Origin of the sequence: Salmonella sp. SAL00672 (assembly GCF_046552175.1) — a bacterium.
Lineage (GTDB): Bacteria > Pseudomonadota > Gammaproteobacteria > Enterobacterales > Enterobacteriaceae > Salmonella > Salmonella enterica.
On sequence record NZ_JBGDUQ010000003.1, the window covers coordinates 35,927 to 53,532 of the forward strand.

16 protein-coding genes and 1 pseudogene are annotated in these 17,606 nt (G+C 54.1%); 15 read left to right on the forward strand and 2 right to left on the reverse strand.

What is annotated here, in order from left to right:
• Positions 1 to 3: 3 nt before the first annotated feature.
• The 7 genes from kdpC (at position 4) to ACLJTG_RS09970 (ending at position 8,769) form a co-directional block, all read left to right on the forward strand.
• Positions 4 to 588, forward strand: a complete 585-nt coding sequence (gene kdpC, locus ACLJTG_RS09940) for a potassium-transporting ATPase subunit KdpC (RefSeq protein WP_001524617.1) — start codon at positions 4 to 6, stop codon at positions 586 to 588.
• Positions 585 to 3,269: a two-component system sensor histidine kinase KdpD gene (gene kdpD / locus ACLJTG_RS09945; protein WP_000997469.1), complete on the forward strand. Its 2,685-nt coding sequence runs from the start codon at positions 585 to 587 to the stop codon at positions 3,267 to 3,269. The genes kdpC and kdpD overlap by 4 nt, the downstream gene beginning before the upstream one ends.
• Positions 3,266 to 3,943 (forward strand): two-component system response regulator KdpE, encoded by a 678-nt coding sequence (gene kdpE, locus ACLJTG_RS09950; RefSeq protein ID WP_000186053.1) that lies wholly within the window; start codon positions 3,266 to 3,268, stop codon positions 3,941 to 3,943. Before kdpD ends, kdpE begins: the two co-directional genes overlap by 4 nt.
• Before the next feature lie 277 nt (positions 3,944 to 4,220).
• On the forward strand, positions 4,221 to 4,325 hold the full coding sequence (gene speFL / locus ACLJTG_RS09955; protein ID WP_015632840.1) for a leader peptide SpeFL: 105 nt from the start codon (positions 4,221 to 4,223) through the stop codon (positions 4,323 to 4,325).
• A 379-nt stretch (positions 4,326 to 4,704) separates the two neighbouring features.
• On the forward strand, positions 4,705 to 6,903 hold the full coding sequence (speF, locus tag ACLJTG_RS09960; protein WP_001292402.1) for an ornithine decarboxylase SpeF: 2,199 nt from the start codon (positions 4,705 to 4,707) through the stop codon (positions 6,901 to 6,903).
• Positions 6,900 to 8,219, forward strand: coding sequence for a putrescine-ornithine antiporter (gene potE, locus ACLJTG_RS09965; protein ID WP_000042658.1), 1,320 nt, complete (start codon positions 6,900 to 6,902; stop codon positions 8,217 to 8,219). Before speF ends, potE begins: the two co-directional genes overlap by 4 nt.
• 64 nt (positions 8,220 to 8,283) lie before the next feature.
• Positions 8,284 to 8,769 carry a pyridoxamine 5'-phosphate oxidase family protein gene (locus ACLJTG_RS09970; RefSeq protein ID WP_079951130.1) on the forward strand — a complete coding sequence of 162 codons (486 nt, stop codon included), beginning with the start codon at positions 8,284 to 8,286 and terminating at the stop codon, positions 8,767 to 8,769.
• Positions 8,770 to 8,883: 114 nt separating this feature from the next.
• Here the strand turns inward: ACLJTG_RS09970 and pgm are convergent, their stop codons facing one another.
• The gene (gene pgm, locus ACLJTG_RS09975; protein WP_079986940.1) at positions 8,884 to 10,524 is read right to left on the reverse strand and encodes a phosphoglucomutase (alpha-D-glucose-1,6-bisphosphate-dependent); all 1,641 of its coding nucleotides are present in this window, start codon (positions 10,522 to 10,524) and stop codon (positions 8,884 to 8,886) included.
• 24 nt (positions 10,525 to 10,548) lie between these two features.
• Positions 10,549 to 11,091: a replication initiation negative regulator SeqA gene (seqA, locus tag ACLJTG_RS09980; RefSeq protein ID WP_000848395.1), complete on the reverse strand. Its 543-nt coding sequence runs from the start codon at positions 11,089 to 11,091 to the stop codon at positions 10,549 to 10,551.
• Positions 11,092 to 11,275: 184 nt separating this feature from the next.
• On the opposite strand from seqA, the gene ybfF reads away from it, so the two are divergent.
• The 8 genes and pseudogenes from ybfF to tcuB all read left to right on the forward strand — a co-directional run bounded on the left by ybfF (position 11,276) and on the right by tcuB (position 17,556).
• The gene (gene ybfF, locus ACLJTG_RS09985) at positions 11,276 to 12,046 is read left to right on the forward strand and encodes an esterase (RefSeq protein ID WP_023260536.1); all 771 of its coding nucleotides are present in this window, start codon (positions 11,276 to 11,278) and stop codon (positions 12,044 to 12,046) included.
• 133 nt (positions 12,047 to 12,179) lie between these two features.
• Positions 12,180 to 12,473, forward strand: a complete 294-nt coding sequence (gene ybfE, locus ACLJTG_RS09990) for a LexA regulated protein (protein ID WP_001040939.1) — start codon at positions 12,180 to 12,182, stop codon at positions 12,471 to 12,473.
• 150 nt (positions 12,474 to 12,623) lie between these two features.
• The gene (gene fldA / locus ACLJTG_RS09995; RefSeq protein ID WP_001018621.1) at positions 12,624 to 13,154 is read left to right on the forward strand and encodes a flavodoxin FldA; all 531 of its coding nucleotides are present in this window, start codon (positions 12,624 to 12,626) and stop codon (positions 13,152 to 13,154) included.
• A gap of 203 nt (positions 13,155 to 13,357) precedes the next feature.
• Positions 13,358 to 13,443, forward strand: a pseudogene (locus tag ACLJTG_RS10000) (ryhB-regulated fur leader peptide).
• Positions 13,436 to 13,888 carry a ferric iron uptake transcriptional regulator gene (fur, locus tag ACLJTG_RS10005; RefSeq protein WP_000131699.1) on the forward strand — a complete coding sequence of 151 codons (453 nt, stop codon included), beginning with the start codon at positions 13,436 to 13,438 and terminating at the stop codon, positions 13,886 to 13,888. Before ACLJTG_RS10000 ends, fur begins: the two are co-directional and overlap by 8 nt.
• Positions 13,889 to 14,002: 114 nt before the next feature.
• Positions 14,003 to 14,929 (forward strand): tricarballylate utilization LysR family transcriptional regulator TcuR, encoded by a 927-nt coding sequence (gene tcuR / locus ACLJTG_RS10010; protein WP_000423378.1) that lies wholly within the window; start codon positions 14,003 to 14,005, stop codon positions 14,927 to 14,929.
• Positions 14,930 to 15,026: 97 nt separating this feature from the next.
• A complete protein-coding gene (gene tcuA / locus ACLJTG_RS10015) occupies positions 15,027 to 16,430 on the forward strand; it encodes an FAD-dependent tricarballylate dehydrogenase TcuA (RefSeq protein ID WP_000228705.1) in 1,404 nt (467 codons plus the stop codon).
• The gene (tcuB, locus tag ACLJTG_RS10020) at positions 16,417 to 17,556 is read left to right on the forward strand and encodes a tricarballylate utilization protein TcuB (protein ID WP_017465563.1); all 1,140 of its coding nucleotides are present in this window, start codon (positions 16,417 to 16,419) and stop codon (positions 17,554 to 17,556) included. The genes tcuA and tcuB overlap by 14 nt, the downstream gene beginning before the upstream one ends.
• Positions 17,557 to 17,606 lie beyond the last annotated feature (50 nt).

Here is a 17,606-nt window from a genome sequence, read left to right on the forward strand (position 1 = left end):
ATGATGATCGGTTTACGTCCTGCTTTTTCGACAATGTTATTTCTGCTGTTATTGACCGGCGGCGTGTATCCGCTTCTGACCACGGCGCTGGGGCAGTGGTGGTTTCCCTGGCAGGCTAATGGCTCGCTGATTCATAAAGACAATGTGATACGCGGCTCAGCGCTTATCGGACAATCGTTTACCGCCGCGGGCTATTTTCATGGCCGGCCCTCCGCCACCGCCGATACGCCTTATAATCCACTGGCGTCGGGCGGAAGCAACCTGGCCGCCAGCAATCCCGAACTGGATGCGCAAATACAGGCCCGCGCCGCCGCGCTACGCGCCGCTAACCCCCAGGCGAGTTCCGCGGTTCCGGTTGAGCTGGCGACGGCCTCGGCAAGCGGGCTGGATAATAATCTGACACCCGGCGCCGCGGCATGGCAAATCCCCCGCGTGGCGGCGGCTCGCCAGCTTCCCGTTGAACAGGTCGCGCAACTGGTTGCAGAATATACGCACAGGCCGCTGGCGCGCTTCCTTGGGCAACCGGTGGTGAATATTGTTGAGCTTAATCTGGCGCTGGATGCGCTACAGGGACACAGAGCGAAATGAACGACGAACCCTTGCGTCCTGATCCGGATCGCTTGTTGGAACAAACGCCCCCGCCCCACCGGGGGAAGTTGAAAATTTTCTTCGGCGCCTGCGCAGGCGTCGGAAAAACCTGGGCGATGCTGGCGCAAGCGCAGCGGCTGCGAGCGCAGGGGCTGGATGTGGTGATCGGCGTTGTAGAGACGCACGGCCGTGAAGAGACCGCCGCACTACTTGACGGGCTGACCATTCTGCCGCCAAAACGTCACTCGCACCGGGGGCGGCAAATTCGCGAATTTGACCTGGATGCCGCCCTCGCCCGGCGTCCGGCGCTGATTTTAATGGATGAGCTGGCGCACAGTAACGCGCCTGGCTCACGCCATCCTAAGCGCTGGCAGGATATTGAAGAGCTGCTGGAAGCGGGAATCGACGTTTTCACCACCGTGAACGTACAACATCTGGAAAGTCTGAACGATGTGGTGAGCGGCGTCACGGGGATTCAGGTGCGCGAAACCGTCCCCGATCCCTTTTTTGATGCCGCTGATGAAGTCGTACTGGTCGATCTGCCGCCCGACGATCTGCGCCAACGGCTCAACGAAGGTAAAGTGTATATCGCCGGTCAGGCGGAACGCGCTATTGAACATTTTTTCCGCAAGGGCAATCTGATCGCCCTCCGCGAGCTGGCGCTACGCCGGACAGCCGATCGCGTGGACGATCAGATGCGCGCCTGGCGCGCGCATCCGGGCGAAGAAAAAGTATGGCATACCCGCGATGCTATTTTACTGTGTATCGGGCATAACACCGGCAGCGAAAAACTGGTGCGTACCGCGGCGCGTCTGGCCTCCCGGCTCGGCAGCGTCTGGCACGCCGTCTATGTCGAAACGCCAACGTTACACCGCTTACCGGAAAAACAACGGCGGGCTATTTTAAGCGCGCTGCGCCTGGCGCAGGAGCTTGGCGCGGAAACCGCCACCCTGTCCGATCCCGCCGAAGAGAAAGCGGTCGTGCGCTATGCCCGCGAGCATAATCTGGGGAAAATCGTCATGGGCCGCCCGGCGTCGCGACGCTGGTGGCGACGTGACGCTTTCGCCGACCGTCTTGCCAGGCGCGCGCCGGATCTCGATCAGGTGATCGTCGCGCTGGAAGAGCCGCCAGCCCGCGCATTGGCGCAAACGCCTGATAACCGACCTTTTAAAGAGAAATGGCGTGGGCAGATTCAGGGCTGTCTGGTCGCCGTGGCGCTTTGCGCCATCACCACGCTTATCGCTATGCAGTGGCTTGTCACCTTCGACGCCGCCAATCTGGTGATGCTCTATTTGCTGGGCGTAGTGGTGATTGCGCTGCTTTACGGACGCTGGCCGTCGGTGGTGGCGACGGTGATTAACGTGGCGAGTTTCGATCTCTTTTTTATCGCGCCACGCGGTACGCTCGCCGTTTCGGACGTGCAGTATTTGCTGACCTTTGCCGTGATGCTGACGGTTGGTCTGGTGATTGGCAATCTTACTGCCGGGGTGCGCTATCAGGCGCGCGTCGCCCGTTATCGGGAACAGCGTACCCGCCATTTATATGAAATGTCTAAAGCGCTGGCCGTCGGGCGTAGCGAACATGATATCGCCGCGACCAGCGAGCGGTTTATCGCTTCGACGTTTCAGGCGCGGAGCCAAATTTTATTACCTGATGCTAACGGTAAGTTGCTGCCTCTCACCCATCAGCAAGGCATGACGCCGTGGGACGACGCAATTGCGCGCTGGAGTTTTGATAAAGGCCAGCCTGCCGGCGCAGGCACCGATACCCTCCCTGGCGTGCCTTATCAAATCCTGCCGCTGAAAAGCGCCGATAAAACATACGGTCTGGCTATCGTCGAACCGGGTAATTTGCGTCAGTTAATGGTGCCGGAGCAGCAACGCCTGCTGGAAACATTCACTCTGCTTGTCGCCAACGCGCTGGAACGACTGACGCTGACCGCCAGCGAAGAACAGGCGCGTCTCGCCAGCGAGCGCGAAAGTATTCGCAACGCTCTGCTGGCGGCGCTGTCGCATGATTTACGCACGCCACTGACGGTATTGTTCGGCCAGGCGGAAATTTTGACGCTGGATTTAGCCAGCGCAGGATCGCCCCACGCGCGTCAGGCCAGTGAAATCCGCCAGCATATTCTCAACACCACCCGGCTGGTGAATAATTTGCTGGATATGGCGCGTATTCAGTCCGGCGGGTTTAATCTTAAAAAAGAGTGGCTGACGCTGGAAGAGGTCGTCGGTAGCGCGTTACAGATGTTAGAGCCGGGTTTATTGCATCCGATTACATTGTCGCTGCCGCAACAGTTAACGCTTATCCATGTCGATGGCCCCTTATTTGAGCGTGTCCTGATCAACTTGCTGGAAAACGCCGTTAAGTACGCCGGGCCGCAGGCCAGTATCGGCATTGATGCTGCGGTTAAGGACGATCGTTTACAACTGGATGTCTGGGATAACGGGCCGGGTATTCCTGCGGGGCAAGAACAGAAGATTTTCGATAAGTTCGCCCGCGGCAACAAAGAGTCCGCCGTCCCCGGCGTGGGGCTGGGGCTGGCGATTTGCCATGCTATCGTAGAGGTACACGGCGGCACGCTTACCGCCTATAATCGACCGCAGGGCGGCGCCTGTTTCCGTGTGACGCTGCCGCAAGGAAAGCCACCTGAACTTGATGATTTTCATGAGGATATGTGACAAACGTTCTGATTGTTGAAGATGAACAGGCCATCCGCCGCTTTCTGCGCGCCGCGCTGGAAGGCGACGGCCTGCGCGTGTATGAAGCTGAAACATTACAACGTGGTTTACTGGAAGCCGCCACGCGAAAGCCCGATCTGATTATTCTCGATCTCGGCCTGCCGGACGGCGACGGAATCGATTTTATTCGCGACCTGCGTCAATGGAGCGCAATACCGGTGATTGTCCTTTCCGCCCGCAGCGAAGAAAGCGATAAGATTGCCGCGCTTGACGCCGGAGCTGATGATTACCTGAGCAAGCCATTCGGCATTGGCGAGTTGCAGGCGCGTTTGCGTGTCGCGCTGCGACGGCACGCCGCCAGCCCTTGCGCCGATCCGATCGTCCGCTTTTCCGGCGTGACGGTCGATCTCGCCGCACGGTTGATCCACCGTGGCGACGAAGAAATCCATCTGACGCCGATTGAGTTCCGCCTGCTGGCGGTATTACTCAATAATGCCGGCAAGGTATTAACCCAACGGCAGTTATTAAACCAGGTCTGGGGCCCTAACGCCGTGGAGCATAGCCACTATTTGCGCATCTATATGGGACATTTACGCCAGAAACTGGAACAAGATCCCACCCGCCCACGCCATTTTATTACCGAAACCGGAATTGGCTATCGCTTTATGCCGTGAATAGCTATTCATTATTTTTAAATAACTTCTAATTTTTATGTCATTTATTTTCGGCGTCGCGAATAATTATTTTCGCGGCGATACTATATTTTATGGAGAATATAAAAAACATATAATTAACATTTAAGAAACAATCCGTTATTTCACAGCACGATATGCATAATCGCCGACTAATTATTTTTCAAATGATCGTTTTTTGTTGATCTGGTTCACAGATTGCTGGCGCTTCCTGGATAAAATATCCATGCTTTCAATAAATCAATGAAAGGACCTCAAAATGGAAAATAATAATCGTTTTATGCCCCATATAAGGCGGACAACGCATATTATGATGTTTGCCCACCGTAATAGTTTCGACTTTCATTTCTTTAATGCCCGGTAGTTTTTCTGCTACGGGTACTTCAGCATACAGGTCTTTCCGACCCTTATGTCATTCAGGTCTATTGCCTAAATAACTCGAATTGTTAAAAGCGACAGTACGGTAATTCCTTTACGCCCAGCCAGCTAACCATGTGGTTTGACAGAAGAAATTCCGACTCAGCGCAATTTTAGTTATCGCGGTTTCTGCCTGTATATCGTAGTACTCAACTCCTTAAATCCTGAATTTCCTGCAACCGGACGGGTTGGGATTTATTACATCTAAAATAAAGCTAATTTACTGATTTTTTTATCAGCGGGATAGCTTTGATTTTTTCCGGAAGAATCAGTTTCTCATGCGAGAAATTGAGGGCCTGCTATTACCTGAAATAAAGAGATGAAAAATGTCAGAATTAAAAATTGCCGTTAGCCGTCATTGCCCGGATTGTTTTTCTACACACCGTAATATTGTAAATGTTGATGAGAGTCGTTTCATCGACGTGGCTGCCATCGTGTTATCCATCGACGACATTGAACACGGAAAACTCGATGAAATCGACGCAACGGGTTACGGTATTCCCGTGTTTGTCGCGACTCATGACGAAGGGCGCGTACCGCCTGAGTATTTGCCGCGTATCTCTGGTGTATTCGAATATAATGAATCCCGTACTGCCTTCTATGGTCGCCAGTTGGAAACCGCAGCAAGCCACTACGAAACGCAGTTACGTCCGCCGTTTTTCCGCGCGCTGGTGGATTATGTCAACCAGGGCAACAGCGCATTTGACTGCCCGGGGCATCAGGGCGGCGAATTCTTCCGCCGTCATCCTGCCGGTAATCAGTTCGTGGAATACTTTGGCGAAACGCTCTTCCGCTCCGACCTATGCAACGCGGACGTGGCGATGGGCGATCTGCTGATTCACGAAGGCGCGCCTTGCATTGCGCAGCAACATGCGGCGAAAGTCTTTAACGCCGATAAGACCTACTTTGTGCTGAACGGGACCTCCTCCTCTAACAAAGTCGTACTCAACGCGCTGTTAACGCCGGGCGATCTGGTACTGTTTGACCGTAACAACCACAAATCTAACCACCACGGCGCATTATTGCAGGCGGGCGCAACGCCAGTTTATCTGGAAACCGCGCGTAACCCGTATGGTTTTATCGGCGGGATCGACGCTCACTGCTTCGAAGAAGATTACCTGCGCGAGCTGATTAGCGAAGTCGCGCCGCAGCGTGCCCGCGAAGCACGTCCATTCCGTCTGGCCGTCATCCAGTTAGGCACCTACGACGGTACCATTTATAACGCCCGTCAGGTCGTTGATAAAATTGGTCATCTGTGCGACTACATCCTGTTTGACTCCGCCTGGGTCGGCTATGAACAATTTATTCCGATGATGGCCGATTGTTCGCCGCTGCTGCTGGAACTGAACGAAAACGATCCGGGTATTCTGGTGACGCAGTCCGTTCATAAACAACAAGCCGGTTTCTCCCAGACCTCGCAGATCCATAAAAAAGATAGCCATATCAAAGGGCAATCGCGCTACGTTCCGCATAAGCGCATGAACAACGCCTTTATGATGCACGCCTCCACCAGCCCGTTCTATCCGCTGTTCGCCGCGCTGGACGTTAACGCCAAAATGCACGAAGGCGTCAGCGGTCGCAATATGTGGATGGATTGCGTGGTTAACGGCATCGATGCCCGTAAATTGATCCTCGAAAACTGTCATCACATCCGTCCGTTCGTACCGGAACTGATTGATGGTAAGCCGTGGCAGTCATACCCGACGTCAGAGATCGCCAGCGATCTGCGCTTCTTCCACTTCGTTCCGGGAGAACACTGGCATGCGTTTGAAGGCTATGCCGAACATCAGTACTTTGTCGACCCTTGCAAACTGCTGCTCACCACACCGGGCATTAATGCAGCGAGCGGCGAATATGAAGACTTTGGCGTTCCTGCCACGATCCTCGCCAACTTCTTGCGCGAGAACGGCGTTGTGCCGGAAAAATGCGACCTCAACTCCATTCTGTTCCTGCTGACGCCGGCAGAAGACATGGCGAAGTTACAACAGCTTGTCGCCCTGCTGGCTCGTTTCGAAAAACTGCTGGAAGCTGATGCGCCGTTAGCGGAAGTATTACCGTCCATCTACAAACAGCATGAAGCGCGTTATGCCGGCTATACCCTGCGTCAGCTTTGCCAGGAGATGCACGATCTCTATGCGCGGCACAACGTGAAACAACTGCAAAAAGAAATGTTCCGTAAATCGCATTTCCCGAAAGTCAGTATGAATCCGCAAGAGGCCAACTATGCCTATCTGCGCGGCGAGGTCGAACTGGTTCGCCTGCCGGAAGCGGAAGGTCGTATCGCGGCTGAAGGCGCTCTGCCTTACCCGCCGGGAGTGCTGTGTGTAGTTCCGGGTGAAATCTGGGGCGGTTCTGTCCTGCGTTACTTCAGCGCCCTGGAAGAAGGGATCAACCTGCTGCCGGGCTTTGCGCCTGAACTGCAGGGCGTTTATATCGAAGAACACGACGGCCGTAAGCAGGTCTGGTGCTACGTCATTAAACCTCGTGACGCGCAGCGCTCCCTGCTGAAGGAGGAAAAATTATGAGTAAACCTAAATCCAATAAAATGGGTGTCGTGCAGCTCACAATTCTGACTATGGTCAACATGATGGGCTCCGGGATCATCATGCTACCGACCAAACTGTCTGAAGTCGGCACGATATCCATTATCTCCTGGCTGGTCACCGCCGTCGGCTCGATGGCGCTGGCCTGGGCGTTTGCGAAATGCGGTATGTTTAGCCGTAAATCCGGCGGCATGGGCGGTTACGCCGAATATGCCTTCGGTAAATCCGGCAACTTTATGGCGAACTATACCTACGGCGTCTCGCTGCTGATCGCCAACGTGGCTATCGCCATCTCCGCTGTCGGCTATGGCACCGAACTGTTCGGCGCCGCGCTGACGCCGCTCCAGATCGGTCTGGCGACTATCGCCGTATTGTGGGTTTGTACCATCGCAAACTTTGGCGGCGCGCGTATTACCGGACAGATCAGTAGCGTTACCGTTTGGGGCGTCATCATTCCGGTTGTCGGCCTGTGCATCATTGGCTGGTTCTGGTTTAGCCCCAGCATGTACGTAGCGTCATGGAACCCGCACCATGTTCCGTTCTTTAGCGCGGTCGGTTCTTCCATCGCCATGACGTTGTGGGCATTTCTTGGACTGGAATCCGCCTGCGCCAACGCAGACGTGGTCGAGAATCCGGAAAAGAACGTCCCCATTGCGGTACTGGGCGGTACGCTGGGCGCGGCGGTCATCTATATCGTTTCGACTAACGTGATTGCCGGGATTGTGCCGAACATGGATCTGGCGAACTCCACGGCGCCGTTTGGTCTGGCGTTTGCACAGATGTTCACGCCTGCGGTAGGTAAAGTGATCATGGCGCTGATGGTAATGTCCTGCTGCGGCTCGCTGCTGGGCTGGCAGTTCACTATCGCCCAGGTCTTTAAATCCTCCGCTGACGAAGGCTATTTCCCGAAAGTCTTCTCTCGTGTAACGAAAGTCGACGCGCCGGTACAGGGGATGCTGATTATTGTGATTATTCAGACTGGCCTGTCGCTGATGACCATTAGCCCGTCGCTGAATAGTCAGTTTAACGTCCTGGTTAACCTGGCGGTGGTGACGAACATTATTCCGTATATTCTGTCGATGGCCGCGCTGGTTATCATTCAGAAAATGGCGAATGTGCCGTCATCAAAAGCGAAAGTCGCTAACTTCGTGGCCTTCGTTGGCGCCATGTATAGCTTCTACGCGCTATATTCCTCCGGTGAAGAAGCCATGCTGTACGGCTCAATTGTGACCTTCCTCGGCTGGACGTTATACGGCCTGGTCTCACCGCGTTTTGAATTGAAAAATAAACACGGCTGATGGCACGCCCGGGCTGCGGTAACGGTAGGCCGGGCATTTTCACTCTTTGAATAAGATAATAGAAATGAGTAATCCAGAACGGGAAGTCACTGATATAGCAGAAATACTGGCTATTCTCAGTAAACACGAAGTGTGTCGGATAGGGTTTAACGACAATCTCTGTCCGTATGTTGTCCCCGTAAATTTTGGCTACGAGTATCAGAACGGACGCTGGATATTTTATTTTCACGGCGCACGCACCGGGAAAAAGATGCGTCTGTTACGTAAGAACCCGGCAGTATGCATTGAAATGGACGGCGACCATGCATTACTACGTGCCGATAACCCCTGTGATTATAGCTACGCCTACACCAGCGTTTTCGCCACCGGACTGGCATCGATATTGCAAACGCGCGAGGAGATGCGCTACGGCCTGGACGTCATTATGCGCCAGACCGATCCGGGAAAAACCTTCAGTTATCGGGAAGATATGATGAAAGCGGTTTGCGTGGTGCGTATCGAATGCGACGCCCTCACCTGCCGCCGACATCTGGCGACTCAGAGCGAATAAGTCAGATAGCACAAGCGCCTTATCCGGCCTGGAGGCGATTTACAGGCCTGATAAGCGCAGCGCCGTTAATATAAAAAAGGAGCCTTACGGCTCCTTTTTCTTCCATATCGCCCATCAGGCGTTTTTCAATACTTCGCTAACGATTTCAACGGCTTCTTTCTCAATCTGCTTGCGATGTTCTTCCCCCAGGAAGCTTTCGCAATAGATCTTGTAAGCGTCTTCCGTACCGGATGGACGCGCGGCGAACCAGCCGTTGTCGGTCATTACCTTCAGGCCGCCAATCGATGCGCCATTACCCGGCGCTGCGGTAAGACGCGCGGTGATCGGGTCGCCTGCCAGAGTGCTGGCGCTGACCATTTCCGGAGACAGTTTAGACAATGCCGCTTTCTGGGCCGAGGTCGCGCTCGCCTGCAGACGGTTATAGCTTGGCGCGCCAAAACGCGCTGCCAGTTCATTGTAATGCTCTTGCGGGTTTTTCCCGGTAACGGCGGTGATTTCCGCCGCCAGCAAGCACATGATGATACCGTCTTTATCGGTAGACCACGGCGTACCGTCGAAACGCAGGAACGAAGCGCCCGCGCTCTCTTCCCCGCCGAAACCAAAGCTGCCGTCGAACAAACCGTCAACAAACCATTTGAAGCCAACCGGCACTTCTACCAGCTTGCGTCCCAAATCATTCACCACGCGGTCAATCATCGCGGAAGAGACCAGCGTTTTACCGACAGCCACGTCTTTGCCCCACAGCGGACGATGCTGGAACAGATAGTTAATGGCGACCGCCAGATAATGGTTCGGGTTCATCAGCCCTGCAGGCGTCACGATGCCATGACGGTCGTAGTCCGGGTCGTTGGCGAAGGCCAGGTCAAACTTGTCACGCAGCGCCAGCAAACCCGCCATCGCACATTCGGAGGAGCAATCCATACGGATCGCGCCGTCTTTATCAAGGTGCATAAAGCGGAAGGTTTGATCAACCTGATCGTTAACTAACGTCAGGTTAAGTTTGTAATGCTCAGCGATACGTTTCCAGTATTCAATACCGGAGCCGCCCAGCGGATCGACACCCAGCGTCAGACCGGCTTTCTGAATCGCCGCCATATCAACGATATCCGCCAGCCCTTCGACAAATGGCTGCACCAGATCTACCGCTTTAACGTGGCCCGAGGTCATTGCCGCATCCAGAGAGATGCGCTTAACGCCTTGCAGGCCGCCCGCCAGCAGCGCATTGGCGCGATCTTCTACCACTTTAGTAACGTTGGTATCCGCCGGGCCGCCATTGGGCGGATTATATTTAATACCGCCATCTTCCGGCGGGTTGTGCGACGGCGTAATGACAATACCGTCTGCCAGCGGGCCGCCTTTTTTGTTATGGACCAGGATAGCATTTGACACGGCAGGCGTTGGCGTAAAGCCATTATTTTCCTGCACGATAACGTCTACGCCGTTTGCCGCCAGCACTTCCAGCACGGAAATGAAGGCCGGTTCCGAGAGCGCATGGGTGTCTTTCCCCACATAGCAGGGGCCGGTAATGCCATTTTTCGCCCGCTCTTCAGCAATCGCCTGGGCGATCGCCAGAATATGCGGTTCGTTGAAACTGTGACGACCTGCGCTGCCGCGATGGCCGGAAGTGCCAAATTTCACGGCATGTTCTGCATTCCCTGCCTCCGGTTTCAGTACATAATACTGCGCCGTCAGTTGGGCGACGTTAATCAAATCACTCTGTTGCGCGGGTTGTCCTGCGCGGTTGTGGATTGCCATTGCCTGGTCCTTCTAATGCAAGGATTAAATTGTTCCGCAAACCTTTTCAATCAATTCCGCCGGGAATTGCATTGACTGCATGATGTGTTCGATCATGCTGCATTTACGGCCGGTGTTGGTGTTGGTGATCACCCAGTACGGCGTGCCGGGAACGTGCTTAGGTTTAGTTTGATTCCCATTTTTCAGCAGCGTTTGTTCATCCGCCGCAAAATAGACGCGCGTGCGGCCATGCAACGACTCCGTCGCCTCCGCAAACGCGTGGTGATCCAGTGAATAGAGTGTAGTCAGAATCAGCATAAAGCGGTTGACCGCTTTTTTCTGCTCGGCATATTCGTCAGACAACAACAGCTCACGCATCGCGCGAACTTTGTCTTTTACCGGGTTAACCGGTTTCGCTTCGGCAACGGGTTGCGCCGCAGGCGTCCCCTTCACCGCTGAAGCCGTTGGCTGTGTCGTGGCGGAAAACTTCAACATACGCCGTAAAATGTCGGATGCGCTCTCGCCGATATGCTTGGTGTGGCTGGCAATATAGCTATAGAGTTCATCATCAACTTCAATCGTTTTCATCTTAATCCAGTGCGATGTCTTTGCTGAATACAAGTCATTGGGATTATAGGAACAAATCCCAACAGCGGATAGCGTTAAGCCCGGCTGACAAAAAAACTCGGAGTAAACCTTAGAGGTTGCAGCCCAGTGGCAGAATGGTCAACATAATACCCTAACCCGACAGAGCGAAAAAAAGAACTTTGCCATGAAATTAAACATCCGAGCGCAATCTGCACAAAACCTGCACAATAATTCCCCCATCGTTCTCGTTCATGGTCTGTTTGGCAGCCTGGACAACCTCGGCGTACTGGCGCGCGATCTGGTGACCGATCACGACATTATTCAGGTCGATATGCGCAATCATGGTTTATCGCCGCGCGATCCGGTCATGGATTATCCGGCAATGGCCCAGGATCTTCTGGATACGCTTGACGCGCAGCAGATTGAAAAAGCGACGTTTATTGGTCATTCTATGGGCGGAAAAGCGGTAATGGCGCTGACGGCGCTGGCGCCCGATCGCATCGATCGTCTGGTCGCGATTGATATCGCCCCCGTGGATTATCATGTTTGCCGCCACGATCGCATTTTCGCGGCCATTAACGCCGTCAGCGAATCCAACGCGACATCCCGCCAACAGGCGGCAGGGATTATGCGCCAGCACCTCAACGAAGAAGGCGTGATCCAGTTTCTGTTAAAATCCTGGGCTGAAGGCGAATGGCGTTTTAATGTTCCGGTATTATGGGAGCAGTATCCGCATATCGTCGGCTGGGAAACCATTCCGCCCTGGGAACATCCGGCGCTGTTTATTCCAGGCGGTAACTCGCCGTACGTGACCGAAGCGTACCGCGACACGCTGCTGGCACAATTCCCTTTGGCGCGCGCGCATGTGATCGCCGGCGCCGGCCACTGGGTACATGCCGAAAAACCAGAGGCGGTTCTGCGCGCCATCCGCCGTTATCTGCACGATAAACGCTAACTGATTAAAAACTCATCGCCTGTGCGCGATTACGCGCGCGGGCGTTGGCGTCGCTTCCTCGCTGATGTATGATGGCGCGCTATCCATCCGGGCATAAGCCTGGCTGATTGTTTCCCCCGAAGTCACCAAAATCATGGCCAAAGAACAAACGGACCGTACGACATTAGATCTGTTCGCGCACGAGCGTCGCCCGGGACGACCTAAAACGAATCCGCTTTCGCGCGATGAACAGTTACGCATCAACAAGCGCAACCAGTTAAAACGCGACAAAGTTCGTGGCCTCAAGCGTGTCGAATTAAAACTCAACGCACAAGCGGTTGACGCGCTGAATGAGCTGGCCGAAGCGCGCAACATTAGCCGCAGCGAGCTCATTGAAGAAATATTAATGAAGCAGCTTATGGCGCTGCGCGGCCAGGGTTTAGTCTGAAAATAAGTTTTGTTTCATATTTCGTGTAGCAGAGCGTGCAGTCCCGCGTGATTGCTGTTTCCGCATATCTGCCTGTTCTGCTATGATTGCCCTTATCCGTGGGCAATTCGCCACCACCATTTCAATAAGTTTCAAGAGGTTATTTTACTCATGGCAATCACTGGCATCTTTTTCGGCAGCGACACCGGTAATACCGAAAATATCGCAAAAATGATTCAAAAACAGCTTGGTAAAGACGTTGCCGATGTGCATGACATTGCAAAAAGCAGTAAAGAAGACCTGGAAGGGTATGACATTCTGCTGCTGGGCATCCCAACCTGGTATTATGGCGAAGCGCAATGTGACTGGGATGACTTCTTCCCGACTCTCGAAGAGATTGACTTTAACGGTAAGCTGGTGGCGCTGTTTGGCTGTGGCGATCAGGAAGACTACGCGGAATACTTCTGTGATGCGCTGGGCACGATTCGCGACATTATTGAGCCGCGCGGCGCCACGATTGTGGGTCACTGGCCAACCGCAGGCTATCATTTTGAAGCCTCTAAAGGTCTGGCTGACGACGATCATTTTGTCGGTCTGGCGATTGACGAAGACCGTCAGCCTGAACTGACCGCCGAGCGTGTTGAAAAATGGGTTAAGCAAGTTTCGGCTGAATTGCACCTCGACGACATCCTCAACGCCTAATCTTATGCGGCGCAGCGTTATATCTGCGCCGCATCAATAGACAAGACCAATCAAAATAATTGCTACAAATTTGTAACTTTCGCACCCATCCCTGTACAATGTCCGGGTGTAATCAGGTGGCGCCAGAATTTGCAGGCAAAACCACAGTTTTATTAACATCTGCGAGAGACTTGCGGTTTTCATTTCGGCATGGCAGTCCTATAATGATACGCATTATCTTGAGTGCAATTTCTGTCACTTCTCTAATGAAGTGAATCGTTTAGCAACAGGACAGATTCCGCATGACTGACAACAATACCGCATTAAAGAAGGCTGGCCTGAAAGTAACGCTTCCTCGTTTAAAAATTCTGGAAGTTCTTCAGGAACCAGATAACCATCACGTCAGTGCGGAAGATTTATACAAACGCCTGATCGACATGGGTGAAGAAATCGGTCTGGCAACCGTATACCGTGTGCTGAACCAGTTTGACGATGCCGGTATCGTGACCCGCCATAATTTTGAAGGCGGTAAATCCGTTTTTGAACTGACGCAACAGCATCATCACGACCATCTTATCTGCCTTGACTGCGGAAAAGTGATTGAATTTAGTGATGACTCTATTGAAGCGCGCCAGCGTGAAATTGCGGCGAAACACGGTATTCGTTTAACTAATCACAGCCTCTATCTTTACGGCCACTGCGCTGAAGGCGACTGCCGCGAAGACGAGCACGCGCACGATGACGCGACTAAATAAGTGTAAATCTTTCGAAGAGCCAACCGCCCGGTTGGCTTTTTTATATCCTCCTCTTTCCTGCCGCTTGATGTTGATTTAATGTAAAAAACGCTATCGCATCTCAGGAGAGCAGGAATGGAGCTTCGCCAGTTACGCTATTTCGTGCGTATTATTGAAACCGGCAGTATGGGCAGCGCCGCACAGGATCTTGATATTGGCGTTTCAGCATTAAGTCAACAGATGTCCCGTCTGGAAAACGAGCTTGCTATCCGTCTGCTGCAGCGCACCTCGCGCGGCGTAACGCCAACCAACGCCGGGCTGGCCTTTTATTCACAGGCGCAACTCGCCCTGCGTCATGCCGACGACGCGATTCTCGCCGCCAGAGAAGCGCGCCTTTCCGGTCATGTGAGCGTAGGAATGGCCCCCAGTACCGCCTCCATACTGGGTATACCGTTTATCCATGCCATGCAGGAAAACTATGCCGATGTCCGACTGCATGTGGTGGAAAGCTTGTCCGGTAATCTGGAAAGAATGATCAATACCCGCCAGATTGATTTAGCCGTTGTCTTTCAAAAAGATAAAATCCTGCGCTGGAGCGCCAGACCGATCCTTGAAGAACAGCTTTTTCTGATTGGCTCCCATGCCCTGCTGACGGCGCTTCCTGATAACCCGATCACACCTGAACAACTGGCAGGCATTCCGCTCATTATGCCAAGCCAGGGACACGGGCTGCGCGGCAGGCTGGACGCTGTCTGCCAGGAACATGCGCTTAACGTTGAAATCGTCGCGGAAATTGACGGCCTGGCGTTGTTGATGCGCGCCGTGCGCGACGGTCTTGGCGCCACGTTGCAGCCCGGCGCGGCGATTTCTCATCTGGATAACGACGCGCTACGCGTGATCGGCGTCCATAATCCGGTACTCAGCCGCCCCAATTTTTTAGTCAGCCTGTCGGATGATGAACTGACGCCCGCCGGCCTTGCCGCCAGAGTAGTCCTTACCAAAGTTATGCGTCAGTTAGTCGACGCCGGTGAATGGCCAGGCGCAACCCTTTACGCTTACTAAACCCCTGTTTAGCGCTACCTGATAGCGCGCCGCTTATTTATCCGTATACATTTCAATTACAAATTTAACAAATAGTTAAATGGTACGGGAGTATAAGATGGTTGATGTACTGGTGATAGGCGGAGGCAATGCCGCATTATGCGCCGCCCTGACCGCACGGGAAGCGGGCGCATCGGTTCTGCTGCTGGAGGCTGCCCCGCGAGAATGGCGCGGCGGAAATTCTCAGCATACACGAAACCTGCGCTGTATGCATGATGCGCCGCAGGATGTGCTGGTAGAAAGCTATCCTGAAGAGGAATTCTGGCAGGATCTGTGGCGAGTCACCGACGGCAACACCAACGAGGCGCTGGCGCGGCTGGTCATTCGCACCTCTTCGCAATGCCGCGACTGGATGCGCAAACATGGCGTTAACTTTCAACCGCCATTATCTGGTGCGCTCCACGTTGCGCGCACCAATGCGTTTTTTATGGGCGGCGGGAAAGCGCTCGTCAATGCCTATTACCGTAGCGCCGAACGGCTGGGCGTACAGATTCGCTATAACACGCCGGTTCACGCGCTTGAACTTCATGACGGCGAATTCGTGGCAGCGCTGGCGGGTAGCGAACGTATTACCGCCAAAGCCTGCGTATTAGCGGCTGGCGGTTTCGAATCAAACCGTGAATGGCTGCGGGAAGCCTGGGGAGAAAACGCCCGCGGCGAATGGCCCGCGGATAATTTTCTGATTCGCGGCACGCGTTTTAACCAGGGCGTATTACTCAAATTTATGATGGATGCCGGCGCGGATATCATTGGCGATCCGTCCCAGTCGCACTGCGTAGCGATTGATGCCAGGGCGCCGCTGTACGACGGCGGTATTTGTACTCGCGTGGATTGCGTATCGCTGGGTATTGTCGTGAATCGCGACGCCGAACGTTTTTATGATGAAGGCGAAGATTTCTGGCCGAAGCGTTACGCCATTTGGGGGCGGCTGGTGGCTCAACAGCCAGGACAAATTGGCTATTCGATTATTGACAGCAAAGCCATCGGCCACTTTATGCCGCCGGTTTTTCCTGGCGCGCAGGCCAATACGCTGGCTGAACTGGCCTGCCAGTTGGGGCTGGACGCGGAAAAATTTACCCATACCGTCACGCAGTATAACCAGGCCTGCCAACCCGGTCATTTTGATCATACCTTGCTTGATGACTGCGCTACTAAAAACCTGACGCCGGCGAAAACCCACTGGGCGCGCCCGCTTGATGCACCGCCCTACTACGGTTATGCGCTGCGACCCGGCATCACGTTTACCTACCTGGGTCTGAAAGTCAATGAACGTGCCGCGGTGCATTTTGCCGGTCATCCAAGCCGCAACCTGTTTGTTGCCGGCGAGATGATGGCAGGAAATGTTCTGGGCAAGGGGTATACCGCAGGCGTAGGCATGTCTATCGGCACAACCTTTGGCCGCATTGCGGGAATAGAAGCCGCCCGCGCGGCGCACAAGGAGGCGCAGCATGAAACAGCTTGAAAAATTAATCATTGAGGCCACCGTGCTTACCGAACCGGAAGCCGAGGTCGAACGCGTCATGCAAGTGTGTAACGCGTGTCGCTACTGCGAAGGTTTTTGCGCGGTATTTCCGGCGATGACCCAGCGGCTCGAATTCGGTAAAGCCGATATTCATTATCTGGCGAATTTATGTCATAACTGTGGCGCCTGCCTGCACGCGTGCCAGTACGCGCCGCCCCATGAATTTGCCATTAACGTGCCGAAAGCGATGGCGCAAGCCCGCCTGGAGACGTATCAACAGTATGCCCAGCCCGCCGCTTTTGGCGCGTTATACCGTCGGGCGGGGATCACCGTCGCGCTGGCGCTGATAGTCGGTCTGACGCTCTTTTTATTACTGACGATGGCGCTGAAAGGGTCGCTGATTCATCCGCCGCTGGCCGGTGACTTCTATCAAATTTTTCCGCATAGCCTGCTGGCATGGATGTTTGGCTCAGTTTTTGTGCTGGCAATCGGTTTGCTTATGGCGGGCGTAATCCGCTTCTGGCGTGAGATCTCGCCGGGTGTACCGCGTTCGGCGGAGATTGCGGAAGCGTCGCACAATGCGTTAACGCTGAAATATCTCGACGGCGGTCACGGCAAAGGCTGTAACGAAGCGGACGATGCGTTCACGCTGCTGCGCCGTCGCTTTCATCACTTTACCTTCTACGGTTTTATGCTCTGTTTTGCCGCCACGGTCGTGGCGACGGGCTATCACTACGTCGCCGGTTGGGAAGCGCCCTACCCGTTCTTTAGCCTGCCGGTCATGCTCGGCACGCTGGGCGGTATCGGTCTGCTTATCGGCCCGGCCGGGCTACTGTGGCTCAATCTGCGGCGGTCGCCGTTACATGGCGATGTGCGCCAGAAACCCATGGATCGCGGCTTTATTCTGCTGCTGTTCTTAACCAGTCTTACCGGGCTGGCGCTGCTGGCAGGCAGAGACACCAGCGGAATGGGCATACTGCTGGCGCTCCATTTAGGCGTGGTGATGGCGCTCTTTCTCACTCTTCCCTACGGAAAATTCGCCCACGGATTTTTCCGCTGCGCGGCCTTACTCAAATGGGCAGTTGAGAAGCGACGCGGAAAACATGCGGGGGATACAGGCAACTGACCCGCAACATCTTACCCATAAAACAATAAAGACAGTGGAGAGCAAACCCT